Genomic DNA, 15,695 nt, shown 5'->3' on the forward strand with positions numbered 1-15,695 from the left:
ATGAACCCCCTGCACGGCCTCTTCAACCCGCGCTCGATCGCCGTGGTCGGTGCCTCCGACCGGCCCGACAGCATCGGCGCACGCACGCTCGACAACCTGCTGGTGCACTCGCGCTTCGACGGCGAGGTCTGGCTCGTCAGCACCAGCAAGCCCGAACTGTTCGGCCGCCGCACCTGGCCCAGCATCGAGCACCTGCCGGCCACGCCCGAGCTGGCCGTGGTGGTGGTGCCGGCCGCCGCCGCGATGGGCGTGCTCGAGCAGTGCGCGGCGCGCGGCGTGCGCTTTGCCGTGGTGCTGACCTCGGGCTTCGGCGAGACCGGGCCCGAGGGCCAGGCGATGGAGGCGCGCATGCGCGAGATCGCCGCCGCCTCGGGCATGCGCATCTACGGGCCCAACTGCCCGGGCATCACCAATGTCAACGGTCGCTTGGGGCTGACCTTCTCGCCCTCGTTCCCGCACGACCTGCAGCCGGGGCCCATCGGCATCGCCACGCAAGGCGGTGGCCTGGGCCGCAACATCATGCAGGCCATGGCGCGCGGCATCGGCGTGGGCATGTGGAGCAGTTCGGGCAACGAGGCCGACCTGCAGGTGGCCGACTTCATCGACTACATGGCCGACGCGGAAGACATCCGCGTCATCGTCACGCTGATCGAGGGCATCAAGGACGGCGCCCGCCTCGTGCGTGCACTGCAGAAGGCAGCGCGCCAGGGCAAGCCGGTGGTGGCGCTGAAGGTCGGCCGCAGCGAGGAAGGCGCGCGTGCGGCGGCCTCGCACACCGCCTCCATCACCGGCTCGGCCCAGGTCAACAGCGCCGTCTTCGCGCAGCTGGGCGTGATCGAGGTCGACGACATCGACGAGCTGGTGGACACGGCCTGGTTGCTCGCGCGCCAATTGCCGGGTGAGGTGGACGAGATTGCCGTCTACTGCTCGTCCGGTGGCGCCGCGGCGCTAACGGCCGATGCGATCGGCCAGCACCACATCGGCCTGACGCGGTTCCGGCCGGAAACGACGCGTGTGCTGAGCGAGAAGTTCCCGAGCTACGCCGCCGTGGGCAACCCGGTGGACACCACCGCCGCCATCCTGGCGCACAAGGGCCTGTTCGACGACACGCTGCTGCAGGTCTGCCGCGACCCGGGCGTGGCGCTGGTCGTGCTGCCCATCGCCATCGAGTACGGCGCGGTGACGGTGGAAATCGCCCAGGCGGTGCTGCGCGTGCAGGCGCAAAGCCCGGTGCCGATCCTGCCGATCTGGATGAGCGACCGCACCGGCGAGGGCTTCGAGCTCTATGCGCGCCACGGCATCGTGCCCGCGCGCAGCGTGGGCAAGGCGGTCAAGGCCATCCGCCGCTGGCTGGACCACGGGCGCTGGCGCCGTCGGGCCGACCGGCTGGATTGGCAGCCCTGGCCGACGCTGGGCCAGGCGCCGCAGCCCGGGCCGGCGCTGCGCATCACCGAGCGAGAAGCCAAGCAGTGGCTGTCAGGCCATGGCATCCCGGTGCCCGGTTCGGCCCTGGCCACCACGCGCGAGGAGGCATTGGCGGCCGCCGAACGGCTGGGCTACCCGCTGGTGGCCAAGGTGGCCAGCGCCGACATCGCGCACAAGACCGAGGTGGGCGGCGTGGCCATCGGCCTGGCGGATGCCGCGGCCGTGGGCGCGGCCTGGGACCGCATCCACGCCAACGTGCGCACCCGTGCGCCCGAAGCTCAGGTGCAGGGCCTGCTGATCGAGCGCATGGCGCCCGCCGGCGGCGTGGAGGTGCTGGTCGGCGTGTCACGCGACCCGGTGTTCGGGCCGGTGCTGACCTTCGGCCTGGGCGGCATCCATGTCGAGCTGTTCCAGGACGTCGCCCGGCGCCTGCTGCCGCTGACCCGCAGCGAGGCCGAGCGCCTGGTGCGCGAGCCGCGCAGCTTCGCGCTGCTGGATGGCGCGCGCGGCCGGCCCCGGGCCGACGTGTCGGCGCTGGTGGACCTGCTGCTGGCGCTGTCGGACTTCGTGGCGGCGCAGGGGGATCGCATCGACGAGATCGACCTCAACCCGGTATGGGTGGGGCCTGCGGGGCGGGGCGTGCTGGCGCTGGACGCGGTGATCGTCGGTCGCGGCGAGGGCGCCCGGTGATGGACTGGCAGCCGCTCGATGCCGACGGCGCCGCGCCGCTGGCAGGCCTTCGCGTGCTGGATCTTTCGGAGCTGCTGCCCGGCCCCTTCATGACGCAGAGCCTGGTCGAACTGGGCGCGGACGTGATCAAGGTCGAGCGTCCGCCGCACGGCGACCCGATCCGCCGGGCGGCGCCGGCCCTGTTCACCGCCGTCAATCGCGGCAAGCGCACGCAGCAGATCGACCTGAAGACCGAAGCCGGCCTGGCGGCCGTGCTGGCGTTGGCGGACGGCGCCGACGTGATGGTGGAGTCGTTCCGGCCCGGCGTCATGGCGCGCCTGGGGCTGGACTGGCCGCTTCTGCAGCAACGCAATCCCCGCCTGGTGCTGGTGTCCCTGTCCGGGTACGGTGCCACCGGCCCCCGGGCCCCATGGCCCGGCCACGACCTGAACTACCTGGCCGCCGCGGGGGTGGTCGGCATGGCCCTGAAGGATGACGCGGGTTCGCCGTCGTTCGGCGTACCGATGGCCGACCTGGCCGGCGCCACCTACGCGTTGGCGGCGGTGCAGACGGCCTTGCTGCACCGTGTGCGCAGCGGGCGCGGGCAGCACCTCGATGTCTCGCTGACCGACTGTGTGGCGCACTGGATGAACCCGCGCCTGGCCGCGCTGCGCGAAGCGGGTGGTGATGTCGCGAAGGCCCGCCGCGCCGTTCAGCGGCGCCCGGCCTACGGCACCTTCTTCTGTCGCGATGGGCGGGCCCTGACGGTGGCGGCCCTGGAAGACCATTTCTGGCGCGCGCTGGTGCAGGCACTGCCCTTGCCCGCGTTCGACACGCCGGCGTTCGCGCACTATCCGGGCCGCGCGGCGGCGGCCGACGAGATCAATGCGGCCATCGCGCGGGCGCTGGCCGAAGCCCCCGGCGCCCAGGCCCTGGAACGCCTGGCGGCGGCCGACGTCCCGGTGGCGGAGGTCGTTGCGCTGGACGAGCTGCCGCAGTCGCCGGCGCTGGCGGGCCGCGGCCTGTTCGTCGAGACCGCGGCCGGACCCCTCATGCGCTTCCCGGTGCGGCTGGACGGCGTGGGCGCGGCATGAGCGTGGGCGCGGCATGCTGAAATGCGGACCCCATCCAAGCGCGAGGAGACCCGCATCATGATCGGCTACGTCACCCTGGGCACCAACGACCTGCCGCGCGCCGCGGCCTTCTACGACGCGCTGCTGGCGCCGCTGGGCATCCAGCGCATCATGGACTTCGGCACCGGCTACGCCTGGGGCTCGGCGATGGACAAGCCGGCGCTGGGCATCATGAAGCCGTACAACAAGCAGCCGGCCACCGCCGGCAACGGCACGATGGTGGCGATCGTCGTCGACACCAAGGCCAAGGTCGACGAGGGCTACCGGCGCGCGCTGGCCCTCGGCGGCACCGACGAAGGCCCGGCCGGCCCGCGTGGGGACAGTTTCTACGCCGGCTACTTCCGCGACCTGGACGGCAACAAGCTGAACTTCTTCTGCATGACCGGTCAGTGAGCCGGGCCCGCGCCGCCACCTGAGCCACCGCCTGAGCCGCCCGGATGGGCGGCCAGCGCCGCGAGCGCGCCCTGCAGGGCCCGGTCCAGGTCGGCCAGCAGCGCCTGCGCCCCGGCCGCGTCCGGCGTGCCGGCGCGCAGCGCCGTCTCCAGCGCCGCAGCGGCCTGCGACAAGGCCATCAGCCCCAGCGTCGCGGCGCTGCCCTTGAGGTCGTGCGCACGCAGGCGCGCGGCGTCCAGGTCGCCCTGCGCGATCAGCCCGCGCAGCGTGTCGGCCACCTGCGCCTCGCGCTGCACGAACAGGCCGATCAGGCGCCACACCAGCGGCTCGTTGCCGCCCAGGCGCCTGCGCAGCCCGGCCAGGTCCAGCACCTCGGCCGGCACCGCGGCGGGCGCCACCGGCACCGCGGCCGCGGCGCCGGTCTGCAGCCCTTCGCGCAGCGCCTGCAGCAGGCGCTCGGGCATCACCGGCTTGGCCACGTGGCTGACCATGCCGGCGGCGATGCAGCGCGCGCGGTCCTCGGGCAGCGCGGCCGCGGTCATGCCGATCACCGGCAGGCCGGCGCAGCCGGGCAGCGCATGGATGCGGCGGGTGGCTTCCAGGCCGTCCATCACCGGCATGTGCAGGTCCATCAGCACCGCGTCAAAGCTGCCGGCGCCGGCCTGGCGCACCAGCGCCACCGCCTGGGCCCCATCGCAGGCCAGCGCCACCACCGCGCCCAGGCGCTGCAGGAACTGCGAGGCGACCATCTGGTTCAGCTCGTTGTCCTCGACCAGCAGCACGCGCAGGCCCGGCGGCAGCACGCCGGGCTCGGGCGGCGCGACGGGCGGCGCCAGCTCGGCCACATCCGCTACCGCCAGCCGCGCGGTGAACCAGAAGCGGCTGCCCACGCCGGGCGTGCTGTCGACGCCGATCTCGCCACCCATCATCTCGACCAGGCGCTTGCAGATCGCCAGCCCCAGGCCGCTGCCGCCGAAGCGGCGGGTGATCGAGCTGTCGCCCTGCGAGAAGGCCTCGAACAGCGCGGCCTGCTGGGCGGGCTCGATGCCGATGCCGCTGTCGCGCACCTCGAAGCGCAGCCGCACCTGGCCGTCGGCGACCGGTCCGTCCTGCCACACGAGCACCGCGATGCCGCCGCGCTCGGTGAACTTCACCGCATTGCCCACCAGGTTGTTCAGCACCTGCGACAGCCGCAGCGCGTCGCCCACCAGGCCGCGCGGCAGGTCGTGCGCGCGGTCCACCTGCAGGTGCAGGCCCTTCTGCTCGATGCGCGCGATGAACAGCCCGGCCACGCGCTGCAGCAGCTCGGTCAGGTCCAGCGGCAGCTGTTCGAAGCGCATCTGGCCGGCCTCGATCTTGGAGTAGTCGAGCACGTCGTCGAGGATGCCCATCAGCGCCACCGCCGAGGCATGCACCTTGTCGACATAGGTGCGCGCCGGCTCGGCCAGCGCCTCGTCGCGCGCCAGCCGCGACAGGCCGATGATGGCGTTCATCGGCGTGCGGATCTCGTGGCTCATGTTGGCCAGGAAGGCGCTCTTGGTGCGCGCGGCGTCCTCGGCCGCGTCGCGCGCGGCGGCCATCGCGTCGAGCACCTGGCGCTGCTCGGTGATGTCGCGCGCCATCACCAGCAGGTGCGGCCGGCCGCCGCGGTCGACCCGGGCCAGCGACACCTCCACGTGCGCGGCCGCGCGCGGCCCCACCGCCGGCCAGGCCAGGGCCAGCTGGCGCGGCAGGCCGTCGGCCAGCGTGGCATCGGCCTGCGCCAGCAGCCCGGTCTGCTGCCAGGCGGCGCTGCCGCGCACGTTGCGCAGGCGCATCTCGGCCAGGCTCAAACCTGCAAGGTGAGCGGCCACGGCGTTGGTGATGACGCACTGGCCGTCGGCCTGGTAGACCGAGATGCCGACCGGCGCGGTGTGGATCACCGCCTCGGAAAAGCGCAGCAGCTCCTCGGCCCGCGCCTGCGCGGCCTTGACCGGCGTGATGTCGATCAGCGTGACGTAGAAGCCGAGCACCCGACCGTCCTCGTCGACGTCGGGCCGGTACTCCACCTGGGCCCAGCCCGCAGCGGCGTCGCCCGCGCCCGGCATCCGGCGCTCGAAGCGCTGCGGCGCACCGGACAGCGCGCCCTGGATGTGGGGCCAGGCCTCGCGCAGCCGCGCGGCGTCGAGCAGCTGCTGGATCGGCAGCCCGGGCATCTGCTCGGGCCGCACGCCGAACCACTGCTGGTAGGCCTTGTTGCCCAGGCGCAGGCGCAGCTCGGCGTCCCAGTAGCCGATCATCGCCGGCGCGTTGTCCAGGATGTTGTGCAGGTCGCGCTCGCGCTGGCGGATCGTCGCGGCCTGCTCGTCGAGGCGGCGTTCGAGCTGCTGCTGCAACTGGGCCACCTCGCGCTTGAGCTGCTGGCGTTCCAGGCTGCGCTCGATGGAGTGCACCAGGCTTTGCCGGCTGAGCTGGGGCTTGGGCAGGTAGTCGGCAGCGCCCTGGTGCAGCGCCTGCACCGCCAGGCTCTCGTTGCCGGCGCCGGTGACCATGATCACCGGCACCTCGGACCGGGTTTCGGCGCGCAGCTGCGGCAGCAGCTCGGCGCCGGTGGTGTCGCCGAGGTGGTGGTCGAGCACCACGCAGTCGAAGCGCTGCTCGCGCACCGCGGCCAGCGCCTCGGCGCCGGAGGCGGCCTGGCGCGCATGCACCAGGTAGGGCGAGCCGGCGAGCAGGCGCAGCACCCGCTCGCGGTCGACGTCGTCGTCGTCGACCACCAGCAGGTGCAGCGGCAGCATCGCCGCGGCGGGTTCGGGGGCAGCAGCGGGGTTCACGGCAATCGCACCGCCTGGTCGTAGTCGGTCAGCAGCTGGGCCAGCCGGGCAAACTGCGGGCCCACGGCGGCCTTGACCATGTAACCCGCGATGTGCGCGTGGTAAGCACGTGTTCGGTCGCTCTCGGCGTCCGAGGTGGTGAGCACGAACACCACGTCGTCCTTCAGCAGCGGGTCGGTGCGCAGCTGCTGCAGGAACTCGAAGCCGTTCATGCGCGGCATGTTCAGGTCGAGCAGGATCACACGCGGCCGCGGCACGCGGCGCTGCGCGTCCTCGCCGCGCAGCGCGGCCAGCGCGACGATGCCGTCCTCGGCCCACACCACCGGGTAGGGCGCGCCGATGCGGTTGAGGCTGCGCACCACCGACTCGGCGGCCACGTCGTCGTCCTCGACCAGCAGCACGGTCAGGGCGGGGTCAGGTTTCATCGCTGGTCCTCCGGGGGAAGCGCGGCCACCAGAAGCGCATGCCGGTACCGCGGCCATCGGCCACCGGCGAGATCACCTCGATGCGGCCGCCGTGCACCTCGACCAGGCGCTTGGTCAGCGCCAGGCCGATGCCCGAGCCGCCGCGCTCGCGCGCGGTAAGGGTCTGGAACAGCTTGAAGATGCGCTCGCGCGCGGCCTCGGGCACGCCGGGGCCGTCGTCGATGACGCTGACCTCGCAGAAGCTGTCGTCGTGCCGCGCGCTCACCTGGATGCGGCCCTGGTCGCGGTCGTGGTGCTTGACCGCATTGCTCAGCAGGTTGCGCAGCACGGTTTCCAGCGGCGTGCGGGTGGCCGGGAACGGCGGGATGTCCAGCGCCAGCTCGACCGCGAAGCCGGCCGGCACCGGCTGTATCTCCAGCACGCCGCGCACCAGCGCGCCCAGGTCGACCTGCGTGAACTCGGTGGCGGCGCGACCGGCGCGCGCGTAGCTCAGCAGGTCGTCGATCAGGCGCTCCATGCGGCCGATGCGCTGGCTGATGCGCTCGAGGTTGCGCTGCACCTCGGCGGGCACCCCGCCTTCGACGGCGCCGAGGTCGGCGTTGATCCACTCGACCAGGTCGGCAATGCCGCGCAGCGGCGAACGCAGGTCGTGCGAGGCGACGTAGGTGAACTCCTGCAGGTTGGCGTTGGCCTGGCGCAGTTCGAGCTCGAGCTTCTTGCGGATGCTGATGTCGCTGACGGCGGCCAGCGTCATGGTCTGGCGTTGCCAGCGCACGCGCGACAGGCCGATTTCCACCGGCAGCTCGGTGCCATCCGCATGCAGCGCGGTGAGGTCGCGGCCGCGGCCCATCATGCGCGCCTCGCCGGTGCGGCGATAGCCCGCCATCAGCGCGCCATGGGCGCCGCGGTAGCGCTCGGGCAGCAGGGTTTCCAGCGGCTGGCCGATCAGCGAGGGCGCCGTGTGGCCCAGCGATTCGGCGATGACCCGGTTCGCCATCACGATGCGGCCGTGGTCGTCGACGATCAGCAGACCGTAGGGCGAGGCGTCGAACAACCCGCGGAAGGCCCATTCGAGCGCCAGCCGTTCGCTGATGTCGACCACCGAGGCCAGCACCAGCGGGCCCTGCGGGCCGGACAGCGGGTTCAGTCCGATCTCGACCGGGAACTCATGGCCGTCGGCCCGCCGCGCGTACAGCACGCGGCCGGCCCCCATGGCGCGCGGTTCGGGATGCGCGAAGAACGCGCCGCGCAGGCCGACGTGCGCTTCGCGCAGCGCGCCGGGCAGCAGCACTTCGAGCATCTGGCCGTTCAGCGTGCCCTCGGCATGGCCGAACATGGTTTCGAGCACCGCGTTGGCGGCGACGATGCGGCCTTCGCGGTCGACCATCACGAAGCCGTTCGGCGCGGCATGGAAAGCCCGCGCGAGCAGATCGACCGACGGCGCGGCCGGCAGGTCGCTGGACACGCCCGTCATCCCGGCAAGGGCCGGGCAGGCGCCTCACGGCGCGGCCGGATCCGGCTGCAACACTCCCGCTGACGCCTGCGCATCGGCAGCTCCCATGGGCATTCTTTCGTTTGGCGATGTACAGCGAAGCCCAATGTAGCGCCGGCATGCGCCCGCGCAGCCGCATTGCCCCTTCAGCCCTTGGGGTTGTGCTGTCCCACGGGGGGGGATGGACAGGTCACCCGCTTACATGGGCCGTCAGGTCCATCGTCATCAGCGCGCCCTGCTTGGGCAGGTCGGCGACGACGATCACGGTGCGCGCCGGCTGGTGGCCGCCGAATTCCTCGGCGAAGCCGCGGTTCATCTCGGCGAAGTCTTCCACCCGCTTCAGGTACACGTGCACCTGCATCGCGTCGGTGAGGCTGGCGCCGGCCGCGGCCAGCATCGCGCGGAAGTTGCGCACGATCTGGCGCGACTGGCTGTACGCATCGGGGCCGGCGAAATCGCCGGTGGCGGGGTCGACGCCGGGGGTGCCCGACAGCGTGATGAAGGGCCCGGCCTTGGCGATGTGGCTGTAGGGGCCGATGGGCGGGAACAGGCTGGCGGGGGTGAGGGTTTCGACGGGCATGGTGGCAGGGTGTCTGACGTACAAGTTACGCGGCCATCGGCAATGCGGCGCGCTGCATCGTGTGGGCGATCTCGCCGATGCGCAGCAGCGCCCGGCGCTCGGCATCGGTCCAGCGGCCGACGCTCAGGCGGATGAAGTGGCGGTAACGGTCGGTGGCGCTGAACATCGTGCCCGGGGCGATGCAGATGTGCTCGTCCAGGCAGGCCTTGTACAGCGCGAGCGAATCGATCTCCTGCGGCAACTCCACCCACAGCATGATGCCGCCGGGCGGGTTGGTGACGCGGGTGCCGCGCGGGAAGGCTTCGGCGATCAGTCCGCGCGCCTCGGCCACGCGGTGCGACACGGCCTGGCGCAGCCGGCGCAGGCCGGGCTCGTAGCCGGGCTGCTGCAGCAGGTCGGCCAGCGCCAGTTCGGTGACGCTGGTGTGCCCGCCCGCGAGCGCCGCCTTCAGCCGCCGCAGCGGCGCGCCGAAGCGCCCGGCCTCGACCCAGCCGCTGCGCAGGCCCGGCGCCAGCGTCTTCGAGAACGAGCTGCACAGCATCACCAGGCCCTCGGTGTCGAAGGACTTCACGGTGCGGCGGTGCTCGTCGCGCTCGGCCAGGTCGTTGTAGATCGCGTCCTCGATCAGCGGGATCTGGTGCTCGGCCAGCAGCTGCGCCAGGCGGCGGCGCTCGGCCAGCGGCATGCTCGCGCCCAGCGGGTTCGACAAGGTGGGCACCGCCACCAGCGCGCGCACGGCTTGAGTCTGCAGCGCGAAGGCCAGCGCCTCGACCGACAGGCCGTGGCGCGGATGGGTGGGGATCTCCAGCGCCCGCAGGTGCAGCGCTTCCAGGATCTGCAGGAAGCCGAACGAGGTGGGCGATTCGAGCGCGACGATGTCGCCGGGCTGCGTCACGGTCTGCAGGCACAGCGCCACCGCCTCGGTGCAGCCGTTGGTCAGCACGATCTCGCGCGGGTCCAGCGTGCAGCCCAGCGGCAAGGCGCGGCGCGCAATCGCGCGGCGCAGCGCGTCCTCGCCCGGCACCTGCGGGTACTGGCACAGCTGCGCGCGGTGGCGCAGCGTGGCCTGGCTCAGCGCGCGGCGCAGCTTGTCCTGCGAGAACAGCCCGGCCTCGGGACAGGCGGCGCCCAGCGAGACGATCTGCGGGTCGCTGGCCGACTGCATCACCCGTTCGGCCAGCGTCGCGACGTCGACCGCCAGCGAGTCGGCCGGCGGTGCCGAGAGCTCCGGCTCGGCCAGCCGGCGCGCCGCGGCGGCGACGAAGTAGCCGGACTTGGGCCGCGCCTCGATCAACCGCGCGTCTTCCAGGTGGTGGTAGGCCTGCAGCACCGTGGACACCGACAGCGACTGCTCGCGTGCGCATTGCCGCACCGAAGGCAGCCGGTCGCCCGGTGCCAGCGTGCCACGGCGGATGGCGGCGGCAATGCGGTCGGACAGTTGCAGGTACAGCGGGTCGGTGGCGGGGCTGGTCACGGCAGGCACCTGGGGGCTCTCGGGTCGAATCGATTGTGAGGGTCGCGCCGCGCGGCGGACCAGCACAGATCGGCGCTTTCTCGGCCGACACAGATGGCCTGCACCGCCCTTCTGTGCCGCCCCAGCCAGCACAGGCCTGTGGCTGGCGGGCCGGCGCCGCGCACCGGAGCATGCAGCCCATGAACACCCCGCACCGCTCCGATGACGAACTGCCCCGCCTGATCCACCTGCATGCCGGCCAGGTGATCGCGCTGCCCGCCACTGCCGCCAGCGGCCTGCGCGTGCTGCAGGGCCGCGTGTGGCTGACCCGCTGCGGCGACCCGGACGACCATTTCCTCGACGCCGGCCAGCAGCTGCACTTGCGCGGCGACGACCAAGTGGTGATCGAGGCCGAGCGCGGCCCCGCGCGCTGCCTGCTGCTGTCACCGGCAGACACGACGCCGCTGCGGGAGGCCCTAGCATCGGGTGCATGAATGCTTCCGCCGCCCCGCTTCCGCCCTACCCGCCCCTCGGCCGCAGCGGCCTGAAAGCCTCGCCGCTGTGGCTGGGCACGATGATGTTCGGCGACCAGACCGACGAGGCCGAGGCCGCGCGCATCGTCGCCGCCACGCGGGACGCCGGCCTCAACGCGATCGACACCGCCGATGTGTATGCCAACGGCGAATCGGAGCGCATCGTCGGCCGGCTGATCGCCGCGCAGCGCGCGCGCTGGGTGCTGGCCACCAAGGTCGCCAACCCGGCCAGCGACGACCCGAACGAGCGCGGCACCTCGCGCCGCTGGCTGCGCGAGGCCTGCGAGCGCAGCCTGCGCCGGCTGCACACCGACTGGATCGACCTGTACTACCTGCACCGCGACGACGAATCGACGCCGATGGAGGAGACGCTGGACGGCATCGCGCGGCTGATCGACGCCGGCAAGATCCTGTACTGGGGCGTCTCGAACTTCCGCGCCTGGCGCGTGGCGCGGCTGGTGGAAACCGCGCAGCGCATGGGCGTGCCGCCGCCCATTGCCTGCCAGCCGCCGTACAACGCGATGAGCCGCGCCATCGAGACCGAGCTGCTGCCCTGCTGCGCGCACTACGGCCTGGGCGTGGTGGCCTACAGCCCGCTGGCGCGCGGCGTGCTGACCGGCAAGTACCGGCCCGAAGCGCGGCCCGAGCCCGGCAGCCGCGCCGCCCGCGCGGACAAGCGGCTGCTGCAGACCGAGTTCCGCGCCGAGTCGCTGGCCTTGTCCCAGCACTTCGCAAGTTATGCGCAGCAGCGCGGGCTGCTGCCGAGCCAGCTGGCGATCGCCTGGGTGCTGAACAACCGGCTGGTGGGCGGCGTGATCGGCGGCCCGCGCACCGCGGCGCAGTGGCAGGACTACCTGGGCGCCTGGAACGTGACCCTGACGCCGGAGGACGAGGCCTTCGTCAGCGGCCTGGTGGCGCCCGGCCATGCCTCGACGCCGGGCTACACCGACCCGATCTACCCGGTCACCGGGCGCGTGCCGCGCTGATCAGGCGTTAGAAGAACGACACGCGGCTCAGGATCTCGCTGTCATTGCGGTCCAGGTACTGCAGGTTGAACTCGTTGTAGGTCTTGGCGCCCAGCTCGGCCGGCCGCGCGGTGACGGCCAGGCCGCTGAGGCTGCTGGCCGTGCTGCCGGGGTAGCGGAACTGCAGGTAGCGGTAGGCCGGAAAGGCGGTGCCGGCGCTGTTGCCGGCCTTCGGGCCGGAGAAGAACTCCCACAGCTGGTAGAGCCGGAACGCGCGGTTGTCCAGCAGGCTGCCGAGCGAGGTCCAGCTCAGGTTCAGCGGCGTCGGCTTGCTGCTCATCACGTCGTTGCGCACCTGCGTGAGGGTCAGGCCAGCGAACTTCAGGCGCGGGAACTTGTCGGTGCTGGTGCCGCTGCCGGCCATCTCGACGAAGCTGTAGGACAGGCGGTTCAGCGTCGCGGTGTAGACGGCGATCGGCGTGCGCCCGACATGGCCGTTGACGGTCTTCCAGCCGTCGTCGTTGTAGACCGAGAACACATAGGTGCCGCCGGCCACGAAGCCCTGGGCCAGATGGTTGCCGTCGGCCGTGGCATTCGGTGTCGAGGTGGTGATGCCCCAGCTGTCGCTGTTGGCGCCCTGGCCCGTGCAGTCGGCCACGGCAGCCACCGGCACGCCACTGCCGCTGATGTTGCAGTAGCGGAAGCCGTCGTCGTCCTGCCAGTTCAGGTAGTTGCCGGTCCTGCCGGCGAATTCGGGCGCGCTGCGCATCACCCAGGGCGACACGAACTTCAGCGAGAAAGGCTGGCTGACGCCGTTGACCGTGGCCGACGGGCCGGGCCCGTTGACGATGACGTAGGTCGCCCGGCCCTCGGGATCGACGATGTACCAGCGCACCTCGCGCCGGTAGTTCACCGCGGGCGACTGGGCCGCGCCGGTGGCCAGGCTGTAGCGCTCGTCGCGGATGTTGCGGCCGCGCGCCGACACCTGCACCAGCTTGCGGTTGCCCAGGTAGCGCAGTGCGCTGCCGGTCTGCGCGGTGCTGCAGTTCGGCGTGCCGGCGGAGCTGCCACTGACCAGCGTCTGCGTCAGGCCGATGTCGGCCGAGCCGTCGGGGTAGGTGACGTCGTACTGCACGTCGATCTCGCGTCGCGCACTGCCATCGGCATTGGTCGTCAGGCGCTGCGCCAGCACCTGGACATTGCCGGTCTGGCGGCCGACCGCAAAGCCGTCACGGGCCTGGTAGGCCGCGACGTCGCTGTCCACGTCGTTCACGTACCAGGCGCGCGACCGGCCCTCGTGCAGGTAGCAGGCATCGGCGTACTGCAGCCGCTCGGCGCCGGTGGCGGGCATGCGCGTGGCGTACAGCGTGTCGGTGGCCTTGAGCAGCGCGTTCACCTCGGCCAGCGTGGCCGCGGGCAGCAGCGTGGCGCCCTGCAGCGTGAACACGTAGTTGCCCTGGTGGGCCAGCGTGACATCGAGGTAGGTGTCGGCGCCCAGCCTGACCGCCGGGATCGTGACCAGGCCGCTGGCCGCATCGAAGCGCGCCACGCCGGGCGCCGGCGGCTCCTGGGCCGTGGCGCCCTGCAGCGTGAACACGTAGTTGCCGGTGTTCTGCAGCGTGACGTTGGTGAAGGTGGCCGCGCCCACCGTGACCGAGGGCATCGTCAGCACGTTGGTGGCCAGGTCGTACACGCTGACCTGGGCCAGGGCGGCCAGCGGCAGGCCCAGGGCACAGGCCGCGACGGAAGGGAACAGGCGCTTGCTCATCGGGGGCTCCTTGCGGGCCGCCTTCCGGCACCGGCCGGCCCGCTATTCCATCAGCACGTTCAGGATCGCATTGCCGATGCCCATCAACGCCGCGCCGGAGATCAGCCCGGCGCAGATGGCCTCGGCACCATCGACCCACACAGTGTGGCCACGCGTGCCCGGTGTCTTGTTGCGCAGGCTCATGAGCCAGAACACGAGCGCGCCGACCCACATCATGAAGGTGGCCTCGGGCGGCAGCACCACGCCCAGGCCGATGGACACCGCCGACAGCGGGAAGCGCCCGCGCGTGGCCACCCGCGCCAGCTCGATCGCCAGCGCGGCGAGCGCGGCCGCCACCATCGAGACGACGGCCGAGGCCGGCAGGCCCTTGATCCCCTTGGCGATGAGCTCGGCCACGCCCTTCCACTGCAGCGCCGCGGGCATCGCGAACTGGTCCGAGACGATGGTGCTGACCGAGCGCACGCCGTGCGCATCGGGCGGCAGGAACAGCAGGAAGTACAGCGGCACGCAGCACAGCGCGCCGGAGAGGATGCCGATCACATGGCCCACCGCCTGGTGGCGCGGCTTGCCGCCGAGCATGTAGCCGGGCTTGATGTCCGACAGCAGGTTCGAGGCATTGGCCGCGATCTCGGCCGTCATGCCCGCGGGCACCAGGTTGCTGGCGGGGTTGGCGCGGTCGATCGCACCCATCGTGAACTGCGTGATCTTCGACAGCGCGCCGGTCGGCGTCCAGGAGGTCAGCGCCATCGAGTTGGCGCAGATCACCGTGAGCACGATGATCAGCGGCAGCGAGACCACGGCCAGCACCATCGGCACGCCGAAGAAGGCATGTGCGATCCAGGCGCCCAGCAGCCCGAGCAGCGGCACGCCGACGTAGGACACCATCAGCGGCAGCTCGATGTGCGCCAGCACGTCGGTGCCGGCCTTCGCCGGCCGGCGGCCGGCCGCGCCGCGCAGCGACTTCAGCATCGCGGCGAACAGCTCGGGCTTGGCCGCCAGGCTGACCAGCGAGCCGACGACCATCATCGTCACGCCCCACCACAGCGACCACTGGTTGACGATCTCGCCACGCGAGATCGGGATGGCCGAGCCGTCAGGGGCGACGCGCTGCACGATGTCGCCGGCGTTGATCATGATCGGCGCCAGCACCGCGAAGTTCACCAGCGCGCCGATCAGCACGCTGGTGGCCACCGCGATGCCCATCAGCCCGCCGATGCCGAGCATTGCGGCGTCCAGCGTCAGTCGCAGGCCGAGCTGGCGGATGTCGACGCCGCCAATCGTCGGGATCCAGCCGCTGGCCTTGGTGACGGTCTGGTAGTAGTAGGTGTCCAGCCGCTCGTGGATCGTCCACGGCTCCTTCAGGCCGGCCCACTGGTGCAGGCGCAGCAGCTTGAACTGGATCAGCTTCATCCAGCCGTCGCTGACCAGCAGCTGCCACAGCCCGGCACCGGCCGCCGTCCAGCCCAGCAGCCGGGCCTTGAACAGGCCGGCCGCGGCGGCGCCGGTGTACAGCGAGTCGAGCACCACGCCGCTGGCGCGGCCCTCGGGGAAGGGCATCTGCTCGTCATTGATGAAGCGGCGCTTCATCGGGAAGGCGACCAGCACGCCGATCAGCGCGATGACGATGATCCAGATCATCATCTGCCACCACGGCACCACCACGCCGGTGACCAGCATGTAGGCGCCGAGGCTGGAGATGAGCGGCTGGATCATGTAGCCGGCCGCGGTGGCGATCGACTGGGTGCAGTTGTTCTCGAGGATCGTGAAGTCGGACGCGATGCCCGCGCCATGCAGCGCGCGGAACAGCGCGAAGGCCATGATCACCGAGGTCAGCCCGACCCCGATGCCCACGCCGGTCTTCGCGCCGATGTACAGCGCGGTGGCCGCCAGCACGCCACCGAGCACGAAGCCGGTAACGCCGGATCGGAGCGTGAGCTGCGGCATGTCGCCGCGGTACACGTTCTCCAGCCACCAGCGGTCCTTCTGCTCGCGGCTCCAGTCGCGGACCTGCTCGTCGGTGAGCTGCTGCAGGGCCATCGCGCGCCT

Annotated in this window: 12 protein-coding genes; 5 read left to right on the plus strand and 7 right to left on the minus strand. The window is 72.0% G+C overall.

The window, feature by feature from the left end; translation table 11 throughout:
• Genes ACILR4_RS03760 through ACILR4_RS03770 form a run of 3 tightly spaced genes read left to right on the plus strand, consistent with a single transcriptional unit; the run spans window position 1 to window position 3,620 of the window.
• Entirely contained in the window at window positions 1-2,115 is a 2,115-nt protein-coding gene (locus tag ACILR4_RS03760; RefSeq protein ID WP_395699487.1) for an acetate--CoA ligase family protein, read from the plus strand.
• Window positions 2,115-3,188, plus strand: a complete 1,074-nt coding sequence (locus ACILR4_RS03765) for a CaiB/BaiF CoA transferase family protein (RefSeq protein ID WP_395699488.1) — start codon at window positions 2,115-2,117, stop codon at window positions 3,186-3,188. The genes ACILR4_RS03760 and ACILR4_RS03765 overlap by 1 nt, the downstream gene beginning before the upstream one ends.
• A 21-nt stretch (window positions 3,189-3,209) precedes the next feature.
• Window positions 3,210-3,620 carry a VOC family protein gene (locus ACILR4_RS03770; protein ID WP_395699489.1) on the plus strand — a complete coding sequence of 137 codons (411 nt, stop codon included), beginning with the start codon at window positions 3,210-3,212 and terminating at the stop codon, window positions 3,618-3,620.
• On the opposite strand, the gene ACILR4_RS03775 is transcribed toward ACILR4_RS03770, so the two are convergent.
• The 5 genes from ACILR4_RS03775 to ACILR4_RS03795 all read right to left on the minus strand — a co-directional run bounded on the left by ACILR4_RS03775 (window position 3,614) and on the right by ACILR4_RS03795 (window position 10,404).
• Window positions 3,614-6,433, minus strand: a complete 2,820-nt coding sequence (locus ACILR4_RS03775; RefSeq protein ID WP_395699490.1) for a response regulator — start codon at window positions 6,431-6,433, stop codon at window positions 3,614-3,616. The two genes, ACILR4_RS03770 and ACILR4_RS03775, sit on opposite strands and share 7 nt — an antisense overlap.
• Window positions 6,430-6,858, minus strand: coding sequence for a response regulator (locus ACILR4_RS03780; RefSeq protein ID WP_395699491.1), 429 nt, complete (start codon window positions 6,856-6,858; stop codon window positions 6,430-6,432). Before ACILR4_RS03780 ends, ACILR4_RS03775 begins: the two co-directional genes overlap by 4 nt.
• Window positions 6,848-8,323 carry a PAS domain S-box protein gene (locus tag ACILR4_RS03785; RefSeq protein ID WP_395699492.1) on the minus strand — a complete coding sequence of 492 codons (1,476 nt, stop codon included), beginning with the start codon at window positions 8,321-8,323 and terminating at the stop codon, window positions 6,848-6,850. Before ACILR4_RS03785 ends, ACILR4_RS03780 begins: the two co-directional genes overlap by 11 nt.
• A gap of 217 nt (window positions 8,324-8,540) precedes the next feature.
• Window positions 8,541-8,930, minus strand: coding sequence for a RidA family protein (locus tag ACILR4_RS03790; RefSeq protein ID WP_395699493.1), 390 nt, complete (start codon window positions 8,928-8,930; stop codon window positions 8,541-8,543).
• Window positions 8,931-8,955: 25 nt separating this feature from the next.
• The gene (locus ACILR4_RS03795; protein WP_395699494.1) at window positions 8,956-10,404 is read right to left on the minus strand and encodes a PLP-dependent aminotransferase family protein; all 1,449 of its coding nucleotides are present in this window, start codon (window positions 10,402-10,404) and stop codon (window positions 8,956-8,958) included.
• 179 nt (window positions 10,405-10,583) lie between these two features.
• Between ACILR4_RS03795 and ACILR4_RS03800 the strand changes: the two genes are divergently transcribed.
• Together ACILR4_RS03800 and ACILR4_RS03805 are read left to right on the plus strand one after the other, a co-directional pair.
• On the plus strand, window positions 10,584-10,877 hold the full coding sequence (locus ACILR4_RS03800) for a DUF2917 domain-containing protein (RefSeq protein ID WP_395699495.1): 294 nt from the start codon (window positions 10,584-10,586) through the stop codon (window positions 10,875-10,877).
• A complete protein-coding gene (locus ACILR4_RS03805; protein ID WP_395699496.1) occupies window positions 10,874-11,902 on the plus strand; it encodes an aldo/keto reductase in 1,029 nt (342 codons plus the stop codon). The genes ACILR4_RS03800 and ACILR4_RS03805 overlap by 4 nt, the downstream gene beginning before the upstream one ends.
• A gap of 7 nt (window positions 11,903-11,909) precedes the next feature.
• On the opposite strand, the gene ACILR4_RS03810 is transcribed toward ACILR4_RS03805, so the two are convergent.
• Together ACILR4_RS03810 and ACILR4_RS03815 are read right to left on the minus strand one after the other, a co-directional pair.
• Window positions 11,910-13,649 carry a hypothetical protein gene (locus tag ACILR4_RS03810; protein WP_395699497.1) on the minus strand — a complete coding sequence of 580 codons (1,740 nt, stop codon included), beginning with the start codon at window positions 13,647-13,649 and terminating at the stop codon, window positions 11,910-11,912.
• A 42-nt stretch (window positions 13,650-13,691) separates the two neighbouring features.
• On the minus strand, window positions 13,692-15,686 hold the full coding sequence (locus ACILR4_RS03815) for an OPT family oligopeptide transporter (RefSeq protein ID WP_395699498.1): 1,995 nt from the start codon (window positions 15,684-15,686) through the stop codon (window positions 13,692-13,694).
• Between the last annotated feature and the right edge of the window lie 9 nt (window positions 15,687-15,695).

It is taken from the genome of Aquabacterium sp., from assembly GCF_044226965.1.
In the GTDB taxonomy this organism is placed as follows: Bacteria; Pseudomonadota; Gammaproteobacteria; order Burkholderiales; family Burkholderiaceae_C; genus Pseudaquabacterium.